An 8360-nucleotide genomic window follows, 5' to 3' on the forward strand; every position below is an offset into this window, starting at 1 on the left:
CTTCTGGCGCGTCCTTGCCAGCATATGGAGACTTGCCATGACCGTCCGCCAGGCTATCCAGGACGTGACCGACCGCATTGCCGCGCGCAGCCGTGACAGCCGCCGCGACTATCTCAATCGCCTCGATGCGGCCAAGGAACAGGGTGTCTACCGCTCTGCCCTGTCCTGCGGCAATCTCGCCCACGGCTTTGCTGCCTGCTCCCCTTCGGAAAAGGCCGCCCTGGCCGGCAACAAGACACTGAACCTGGGCATCGTCAATTCCTACAACGACATGCTGAGCGCCCATCAGCCCTATCAGTTCTACCCTGAGATCATCAAGGAAGCGGCCCGCGAGATCGGCGCAACCGCGCAGGTGGCTGGCGGCGTGCCGGCCATGTGCGACGGCGTTACCCAGGGCCAGCCGGGCATGGATCTGAGCCTGTTCAGCCGCGATGTCATCGCTATGGCAACAGCCATTTCGCTCAGCCACAACATGTTCGATGCCGCCGTCTATCTGGGCATCTGTGACAAGATCGTGCCGGGCCTGGTCATCGGCGCGCTGAGCTTCGGCCATTTGCCGGCCGTGTTCATCCCCGCCGGGCCCATGCCCTCGGGGCTGCCAAATGACGAGAAGAGCAAGATCCGCCAGCTCTACATGGAGGGCAAGGTTGGCCGAGCCGAGCTGCTCGAAGCCGAGAGCAAGTCCTACCACTCGGCTGGCACCTGCACATTCTACGGCACGGCCAATTCCAACCAGATGCTCATGGAAATCATGGGCCTGCATCTGCCCGGCGCCAGCTTCGTCAATCCCAATACGCCACTGCGCGATGCCTTGACCCGTGAGGCGACCAAGCGCGCGCTGTCGCTCTCGGCGCAGGGGAACAACTATACGCCGATCGGCCACATCATGGACGAAAAGGCTTTCGTCAACGGCCTGGTCGGCTTGCACGCCACCGGCGGTTCGACCAATCACACCATGCATTTGATCGCCATGGCGGCGGCTGCCGGCATTCAGATCACCTGGGACGACATGAGCGACCTTTCGGACGCCACACCTCTGCTGGCCCGCGTCTATCCCAATGGCATTGCCGACGTGAACCATTTCCACGCAGCGGGCGGCATGGGGTATCTGATCAAGGAATTGCTCAATGACGGCTATCTGCATGAGGACGTCAAGACAGTCTGGGGCACGGGACTTTCGGGGTATACGGTCGAAGCCAAGCTGATCGAGGACACGCTGAGCTTCGAGCAGGCCCCCGAGGAAAGCGCACTGCCCAAGGTTCTGACCAGCACCAAGACGCCGTTCCAGCCCACTGGTGGCCTGAAGCTGCTCAAGGGCAATCTTGGCCGCTCGGTCATCAAGGTCTCGGCAGTCAAACCCGAGCATCGCGTGGTCGAGGCCCCCGCCCGAGTGTTCCACGGCCAGGAAGGCCTGCAGGCCGCCTTCAAGGCCGGTGAACTGACCGGCGACATGATCGCCGTGGTCCGCTTCTCCGGTCCTGGCGCTATCGGCATGCCCGAACTGCACAAGCTGACGCCGGCTCTGGGCGTGCTGCAGGACCGTGGCTTCAAGGTAGCGCTCCTGACCGATGGCCGCATGTCCGGCGCGTCGGGCAAGGTCCCGGCGGCCATCCACATGACCCCCGAGGCCATGGATGGCGGCCCCATCAGCAAGATCCGCGATGGCGACATGATCCGGCTCGACGCCAATGAAGGCACGCTGACCTTCCTCGGCGACGAGAAGGAATTCTTCTCGCGCACTCCCGCCACCGAAGACCTCCGCCCCCAGCATTTCGGCATGGGCCGCGAACTTTTCGCCGGTTTCCGCAGCCTGGTCGGTGTGGCCGACAAGGGCGCCAGTGTCTTCAATTGATCTTCGGTTTCGGGCCCATGTAGCGGGCCCTTGGCCGGATCAGCGCGCCTGTCTCGACCTGCTCCAGCGCATGGGCGATCCAGCCCACGCTGCGCGCCAAGGCGAAGATTTGCAGCGGCGCATCCTCTGGCAGGGTGAACGCTGCTGTCATTGCTGCGAGGGCAAAGTCGATATTGGGGCGCTCGCCGCTCAGTGCCTCGCCGGCACGGGCCAGTTCTGCAAAGGGCCGGGGCGGGGCGAAGGCCTGCAGCAGGGCGGGAGCGCGCGCATCGCCTTCCGGATAGAGTCGATGGCCGAAACAGGCCAGGGTCTGCCCTTGCCGCAAATGCGTGGCCACGGCCGCTCCGGCGCCGCGCCGCCGCGCTTCCTCGACCAGCCCCGCCATGCTCTGGCTGGCATTGCCATGCAGCGGGCCGGAGAGGGCTGCCAACCCAGCCAGCACCGCCGCCGATATCGGCGCGCCGGTTGATGCCGTCACCCGCGCCGCAAAGGTCGAAGCATTGAGTTCGTGCTCGGCCAGCAGCACCAGGGCGCGCCTTATGGCCTCTGCGGCTTCCGGTCGGTTCCATTGCTCCGCCAACCGCATGTGGATCGGCCCATTGCCCGGCGCTGCCAATGCGCCGGCGAGAGAGGAAACGGTTCGCGCTGCGTCGGCAATGAGCACGTTGCGGATGCGTCCTGTGGTGGGCATGTCCGTCGCCGCCAATTCGGCGATGGTGCGATAAGCAGCCGGCATGCCGGGCTGACGCACTTGCGCCTTGCCGCCAAAATCGGGCGGTGCGCTGCTTTGCCAAAGCAGGCTCGCGACCTCCTCCAGCGTCGCTTTTACCGCCAGAACAAACGTATCCTGCCCACGATAGAGCAGATGCCCATCCACTACCGTGGCAATCGCCGTCTCCAGCATCGGCTCGCCCCAGGCGATGGTTTCCGCCGCGACGGCCCGCGCCGGTCGCCGGCCCCTCTGACGGGCGGCCAGCCGCTCGACGTCCTCCTGTCGATAAAGACTGCGCCGCGGATCGTCCGGATCCGGTCGGGCGCCGATGCGGCCACGGCTCACATTGGCATAAAGCGTCTGGGGCTTGGTGCCCAATTGCGCCAGGGCCTGCTCGGCGGTGATCCAGCTCATAGGGTCTCACATTGATCAATTGCATCAAGATTGACGTCAATCTTGATTGGCCTGATCTAGGGCGAAACAACAAGGAGAGCAACATGTCCGGCCTGGATGATGTCATTGCCGCCGAAACCCGATTGTCCGAAGTCGATGGGCTCAATGGGCGTCTCGTTATCTGCGGTCACAGCCTGGAGTCGTTGGTGGGCCAGAAATCCTTTGAAGCGGTGCTGACGATGCTGCTGCCCGACCTGCTCTCCTCCAGCGAAGAGGCGGTTCGCGCAGAATTGGCGCAAGCCCGGCTTCGAGCCTTCCGGGAAGTGGCACGGCTGGATACGGATCTGGTCTCCTTGTCGGTCACTGAAGCTCTCCGTGTCCTTATGGCACGGCTTCCAGATGGGGAGGATAAGTTGGTGGCTCTGTTGCAGATAGCTGCACCGGCCGTCTTCGTGCCAGCTCTGATCCGTGCCAAGGCCCGAAAGAAGCCGATACCGCCCCATATCGGACGCAGCCACGCAGCAGACATGCTGGCGATGTTGACGGGAGACCTGCCGGGCGATGAGCAGATCAAGGCTCTCGACACCTACCTCGTGACCGTCTCCGATCACGGACTCAATGCCTCGACCTTCACAGCGCGTGTCGTGGCCTCGACGCGGGCTGGCTATGCTTCAGCGGTGCTGGCAGCGCTGGGCGCCCTCAAGGGGCCGCTGCATGGCGGAGCTCCGGGACCAGTGCTTGATATGCTCGATGCCGTTGCCACACCCGATAATGCCACGGCTTGGCTGGCCGGGGAGATCTCCCGCGGTGAGCGGCTCATGGGTTTCGGCCACCGCATCTACCGGGTGCGTGATCCGAGGGCGGACGAACTCAAATCCGCGCTCAAGCGGTTGGGTGCTGCCGGTGGCATGGATGCCAATCGCTTGGCACTGGCCGAAGCAGTCGAGCGCGCGGCGCTGGCAGCGTTGCGGGCGGCCAAGCCGGACCGGGTGCTGGAAACCAATGTGGAGTTCTTCACCGCGCTCCTCCTTGAAGCGCTCGGTTTTCCGCGCGATGCGTTCACCGGCGTCTTTGCCGCCGGCCGGGTCGGCGGCTGGGTCGCCCATGCCCATGAGCAGATCGCGACTGGCCGGCTGATCCGTCCACAGTCCGTCTATGTGGGCCCGAAGGCGGCATGACTGAGCCAATCGGCGATGGCGGGAGCATCCTCTGATCCCAGTTCGTGCCCACCACCGAGAACGCGCATGCTGACTTCGGCACCGGACTGGATAAGCGCCTCCGCCTGCCTTTCGCCTGCGGAGCGAAAGGCATCTTTCTCGCCCAGAAGAATGAGGATCTTCGTGCCCGACAGATCGACCTCCGGCACAGCGTCCAGCACCATGACCGGCCGCAGCAGGATGGCGCGCTGCACCATGCCGGGATGCAGCAGCATGGCCGCGCCGAGCAGGTTCGCGCCATTGGAATAACCCAGGGCCACCAGCCGCTCCGGGTCGAGTCGGTAAGAGCCGCTGGCTTCTTCGAAAAACGCTTCCAGCGCACCCGCTTCAAACCGAACGTCCTTCTGGTCGAAGATGGCAGGACCCAAGGCCCGGAACCAGCGCCGCGTGCCGTCCTCGGTGCTGCGCCCGCGCAGCCCCAACAGAGTGGCGTTGGGCGCCGCCTTGTGTGCCAAAGGCATCAGGTCCGTCTCGTCTCCGCCCGTCCCGTGCAGCAAAACCAGCGTGGACCCGTCCGGCCGGTCTGGTGTGAAGAAGCGATGCTGGTAGATGAGATCGCGATAGGCGACGCGCTCCTCGCCCGGCAGGCCGAATTGGGGCAGCATCACCTTCATCGTCTCGGGATCCGGCGTGTCCGGCGGCAGGAACAGGGCCTGGCCAAGCGTCTCGAGCGTTTCATCCAGCGTAAAGCCGGGTCCATCGCTGGCCATTTCGATCAACACATTGCCCGGTTCGCGCACATAGAGCGAAGTGAAGTAATTGCGGTCATGCAGCGTGGTGAGGCTTGAATTGCGCTTGCGCAATTCGCCCTCGACTGCCTCGACCTGTGCAGCGTCTACTGCGCGCACCGCGACATGATCCGCGGTTCCTGCGCCCGGTGCGCCCGGCCAGAAGCCGGCGGCATCGCGGATATCGATCACATCGCCCATATCCGACACCATGCGCTGGATCGGGCCTTCGCTTGCACCCTTCGTAAAGCCGAAATAGCGGGCGAGATAATCGACACTTTCCTCCTGCACATCCGAAAGCAGGGTCACCCCGCGAATGCGCTTGATCCTGTGCTCGATCGGAATATCGCGATCCGGCATCTCCAGAGCGGCAATATCGGCGCTGACCAGCTTGATGAGAAATCCGTCGGGGTCCCGCATGCGCAGCACCGTTTCGCCAAATTCCTGGCCGGTACCCTCGACTTTGACCTGGTGCGTCAACGCCCGCTCCAGCCAATAGCCGATCGAGCCTTGGGGAATGGCAAGCGCGATTTCACTGACCTGGCCAGCGCCCGCCTGTCCGGCCGAGCCGCCCTGCCAGACCAAAAAGGTCAGCAGCGCGCCCGGGCTGGCCGCATAGTCGCCGTAGAACAGATGCAACTGCCGTGCATCCTCATAGCCGCCGGTCTGCTTGACCAGCCGCAGGCCCAGAAAGCCGACATAGAAGTCGACATTGGCCTGCACGTCGGCGGTGATCAGGGTGACGTGGTGGATGCCGCTGGTCATCGGCTTCTCCCGAACAGGCGCTCGATATCGCCCTTTTTCAGTTCCACGTAAGTGGGGCGGCCATGAATGCACTGGCCCGAATGGGGCGTGGCTTCCATGTCGCGAAGCAGGGCGTTCATCTCATCGACCCGCAGGCGCCGACCGGAGCGGACCGAACCGTGACAGGCCATGCGCCCGATAATGGCCTCCACGCGCGCGGTGAGAGCGGCGGTGCTGTCCCATTCGGCCAGTCCATCGGCCAGATCCCGAATCAGGCCGGAAATATCGGGATTGCCGAGCAAAGCCGGGGTCTCGCGCACGGCGATGGCACGCGGGCCGAAGCGGTCGAGATAGAGCCCGAACTTTTCCAGCTCCGGGGCTGCTTCCTCAAGGCGGGCGCAGTCCTCTTCGGGCAACTCCACAATCACGGGGATCAATTGCGCCTGGCTGGCGACGGGACCGGAGGCAAGCTGGGCCTTGAAGCGTTCATAGACCAGCCGTTCATGGGCCGCGTGCTGATCGACCAGCAACAGGCCATCGCCGTTCTGGGCGATGATGTAATTGTCGAACATCTGTGCTCGGGCCGTGCCGAGCGGAAAATCAACCGGTTCGGCAGCGGGTTCGAAAGCCTCGACCCGGGCGCTTGGCGCGGTGAAGCCGGCAAGCTGGCCGGGATGCCGGTCGAGATTGAGCGGGGCCCGGTCGGGCTGCCAGTCGAAGCGCTGCGGCTGGTAAGCAGATGATTCCGGAGCGACCGGGGCAGGGGCAGATGGCTCGGCCATTTCCGGCGCCGTGAAAGCCCCCAGAATATCTTCGGCAACGCTGGTCGAAGCTTTGAAGCCGGCGCTGGCCAGGGCCGTGCCTATGGCCTTGATGACAGCGCCGCGCACCGCGCCCTGATCGCGAAAGCGCAACTCCGCCTTGGCGGGATGCACATTGACGTCCACTTCGGCCGGGTCGATGGCCAGATAAAGCGCCACCACCGGAAAGCGGTCGCGGAACACATAATCGGCGAAGGCCGCCCGTACCGCGCCGACCAGCACCTTGTCGCGCACCGAGCGGCCATTGACGAAATAGAACTGGCTGAGCGAATTGGCCCGCGTATAGGTGGGCAGACCCGCCATGCCGGCCACCACGATACCATGCCGGGCGGTGGCGAGGGTAACCGCGTTCTCGACGAAATCGGCGCCCATCACCTGGCCCAGCCGGCCCCCGAGCGCACCTTCCCCGGTGACTGCCGGCCAGTTCGACGCGGTGCGGTCCGAACCCTCGAGCACGAAATGCACCGCTGGATTGGCCATGGCCAGACGCTTGACCACATCGGTAATGGCGGCGGTTTCCGAGCGGGCGCTCTTGAGGAACTTCCGCCGCGCCGGGATCTGGGCGAAGAGGTCCTTGACCTCAATGACCGTGCCCCGGTTCATCGCCTGTGGCATGGGACCGCTGCGCCGGCCATTGTCGACCACCAGCACGAGACCCGATTCCGCCTCTGCAGTGCGCGAGGCGACAGACAGGCGGGCGACCGAGCCGATCGAGGCCAGTGCCTCGCCGCGAAAGCCCAGGGTGCGGATATCGTCAAGATCGTCGGCGCTGAGCTTGGAGGTGGCATGGCGCTCCACCGAGAGCAGCAGATCGTCCCGATCCATGCCGTGCCCGTCATCGGCAATGCGGATCAGGTCCATGCCGCCATTGGCGGTGGTGATGGTGATGCGGCGCGCGCCGGCATCAATGGAATTTTCCACCAGCTCCTTGACCACGCTGGCCGGTCGCTCGACCACCTCGCCGGCGGCAATGCGATTGATCAGGTCTTCGGGCAGCTGGCGGATGGGCAAGGGCGATTCTCCTTGCCCCCAATATAGGGCAGCGCCCGGCGCTTTCCGACCCGCCTGGCACATTGTGCCCATGCCAATTCGCCGCCCTCTGCCGCCGCAGCACGGCGCATGGGCTGTTACCCTCTCGCACCAACGGGCGCGCCAATGCCCCGGTCAGCCCTTGCGGCTTCCGGTTGGAACTGGACGTATCCCGAGGCGCGTGCGTCTCAGTAAATCTAAGTAAATAGAGACGTCGCCGCCCCATGGGCCATGCGCGCGTAGCGCTTATGGCCTTCTCGCCTCAAATCTCTCCACCGGAGAGATTTGCCCTTCGGGACGGGTCGAAGGATACCGGGTTTCTCCTGCGCATCGTGGTCCCTTTTGATCGCTCGTCGCAAGGCGACCGACCCGCAGGCAGGTCCTGGAGCGACCCAGCACCCAACCGGCTCCCCCCGCAAAAGTTCGCTGCAGTCCGTCCGCGCGGGAGTGATGAGGGGAGTATGGGGGAGGAATTGGGTGCGGGGATAAAGTTTTTGGATTGGCGAAATTGTCGAAGGGATACCCCCACCTAACTTGCCATTCGCGCACAGCGCTCATGGCCTTCTTCCCTCAAATCGCGCCACCGGCGCGATTTGGCCTGCGGCACGGGGCGAAGCCCCCGACAAGGGAAGGGACCGATCCCGTTTGATTTGGTTTTAGCGATGCGCCTCTCCTCCCCCCTATCAGGGGGAGGCCGGGTGGGGGTAATCCGAGACAAGCTGGACGGCAGATTCCCACTCCACGCACGAACCCGCTTCGCGGGAGGGTGCGCGCGGTCAGTTCAGCGTGATCGTTTAGGTCTTTGAGCGGCTGAGGTCGCAGTTGGACCATGGAGTTTCTTTCAACGAGAGGAACTCCCCATGG

Annotated in this window: 5 protein-coding genes; 2 read left to right on the forward strand and 3 right to left on the reverse strand. The window is 64.3% G+C overall.

Features of this window, described 5'->3' with window-relative positions; all coding sequences use genetic code 11:
* The first annotated feature begins 37 nt into the window (after positions 1-37).
* Complete coding sequence (edd, locus tag GO014_RS15785) at positions 38-1852, forward strand: phosphogluconate dehydratase (RefSeq protein WP_157291247.1); 1815 nt, start codon at positions 38-40, stop codon at positions 1850-1852.
* Here the strand turns inward: edd and GO014_RS15790 are convergent.
* A complete protein-coding gene (locus GO014_RS15790) occupies positions 1845-2978 on the reverse strand; it encodes a citrate synthase (protein ID WP_157291248.1) in 1134 nt (377 codons plus the stop codon). The two genes, edd and GO014_RS15790, sit on opposite strands and share 8 nt — an antisense overlap.
* 83 nt (positions 2979-3061) lie before the next feature.
* Between GO014_RS15790 and GO014_RS15795 the strand changes: the two genes are divergently transcribed.
* Entirely contained in the window at positions 3062-4135 is a 1074-nt protein-coding gene (locus GO014_RS15795; RefSeq protein WP_157291249.1) for a citrate synthase/methylcitrate synthase, read from the forward strand.
* Here GO014_RS15795 and GO014_RS15800 read toward each other — a convergent pair.
* Complete coding sequence (locus GO014_RS15800) at positions 4111-5667, reverse strand: VOC family protein (protein ID WP_157291250.1); 1557 nt, start codon at positions 5665-5667, stop codon at positions 4111-4113. The genes GO014_RS15795 and GO014_RS15800 overlap by 25 nt on opposite strands.
* Positions 5664-7478: a DNA mismatch repair endonuclease MutL gene (gene mutL / locus GO014_RS15805; RefSeq protein ID WP_157291251.1), complete on the reverse strand. Its 1815-nt coding sequence runs from the start codon at positions 7476-7478 to the stop codon at positions 5664-5666. Before mutL ends, GO014_RS15800 begins: the two co-directional genes overlap by 4 nt.
* Positions 7479-8360 lie beyond the last annotated feature (882 nt).

The sequence above is a fragment of the Devosia marina genome (assembly GCF_009758415.1).
GTDB classification, from domain to species: Bacteria; Pseudomonadota; Alphaproteobacteria; order Rhizobiales; family Devosiaceae; genus Devosia; species Devosia marina.

What these genes read in the sequence shown, in the direction of transcription:
- edd (WP_157291247.1), top strand. Translation starts at nt 38, where the DNA reads ATGACCGTCCGCCAGGCTATCCAGGACGTGACCGACCGCATTGCCGCG.
- GO014_RS15790 (WP_157291248.1), bottom strand. Translation starts at nt 2,978, where the DNA reads ATGAGCTGGATCACCGCCGAGCAGGCCCTGGCGCAATTGGGCACCAAG.
- GO014_RS15795 (WP_157291249.1), top strand. Translation starts at nt 3,062, where the DNA reads ATGTCCGGCCTGGATGATGTCATTGCCGCCGAAACCCGATTGTCCGAA.
- GO014_RS15800 (WP_157291250.1), bottom strand. Translation starts at nt 5,667, where the DNA reads ATGACCAGCGGCATCCACCACGTCACCCTGATCACCGCCGACGTGCAG.